This window comes from Chryseobacterium ginsengisoli (genome assembly GCF_039542325.1).
Lineage (GTDB): Bacteria > Bacteroidota > Bacteroidia > Flavobacteriales > Weeksellaceae > Chryseobacterium > Chryseobacterium ginsengisoli.
On record NZ_BAABHX010000021.1, the window covers coordinates 1 to 1397 of the forward strand.

A 1397-nucleotide genomic window follows, 5' to 3' on the forward strand; every position below is an offset into this window, starting at 1 on the left:
TTCCGCTTTTTAACGAAGCAATCTCTCTGTCAGTGTCGCTCCGTATTTGCGTGTGCAAAAGTAATAACTTATTTTTAATTGACCAAATGTTTCTTAAAGAAATTTTAAAGTTTTTTGATGACCTTAAATCCTTTATCTCACATCCCTCAATCTCACTCCTGCTCCCCGTTTTACCGGACTGCAAAGATACAAACTTTTTCTAAACTTACAACTTTTTATCCAATTTAATTTTACAATTATTTTAAATGAAAAATGCTTTGTTTTAATTTGTTCCTTTTTAAAGTGATCCTTAAATCATGCCTGTCTAAAGGCTCCTCTGCGCTACCTAATTACTCTCGTTTTCAGTCCGGCAAAAGTACTCCATCTTTACCTACTCTTCCAAATTTTATTAACATAATGTTCATCTTAAAGTAATATTGTGGGAAACTTTTACAGTTAACCTACTGGTATATTTCATGTTAAAAGCTCATTCATACTTATCCACAATAGTCGATTATCTTCATGGATATCCTATGAATAGTTTTAAAACTGTTTTTAGATCTTGATAAGATGGTGATTCTGTATCTTAAAAAAATTCGAATATGTTTTTACCACAGATGACACAAATGGGCACAGATTATTTTTGATATAATCTTTTATAATTTACATAGTCTTTACATAGACGTTAAAGAAATAAATATTGGATTGGATAAAGCATTTAGATAAATGCTAGTTTCTTTTTGGAAATAAATTAGATTATTAATACTGAATTGAGATTGCTTCGTCGCTTTGCTCCTCGCAATGACAGTAGCATTTAGCAAAAATAATTGGAAGGACAAGAATCGACAAGAAAAAAATGATTTTTTGTATTGTTTATTTTTTTAAGCAAAGAAAACAAACAATAATTTGAACAGGAAAATATGTAAGCTGATTCATCTCTATTTTCTCTTCTCAATTGAGTTCTTGCCAAGTTTGTCATCCCATTGGGATCTAGGCTTAGTATTAAAAAATAGAATGATCGTTCTATATTGAGGTGATATCCTAAAAATATCATATTTAAGTTTTTAATTTAAATGCTTTTCAAATATAATAGTATTAATCTATAATCTATGACTGGATTCTTTCAGAATGACAAACTTTGTGGATATTATTATGGATAAAAAATCCCCAGCTTAATTTGTTTATACTATAAATCTTAATAACAGGCAGACCCTCGAAGCGTCGGTTTAATTTAGGGTATAATGATAATTTTCACATCATATTATCAATTTCTAACAGTACTTTTGATATTTACAGGATTGCAAATTTTGTGTATGCAAAGATTTAAACAGTTCATTTCAACGATGAGCATTTGGGGAAAAGAAAAAGTCAGAATATCATTCAAGGCTTTAAACCATAAAAGATAATTTAAGAACTGA

Annotated in this window: 1 protein-coding gene; it reads left to right on the top strand. The window is 29.1% G+C overall.

Features of this window, described 5'->3' with window-relative positions:
• Positions 1-203: hypothetical protein (locus tag ABD940_RS22815; protein WP_345208870.1), on the top strand; the 203-nt coding region annotated here is incomplete at its 5' end.
• Between the last annotated feature and the right edge of the window lie 1194 nt (positions 204-1397).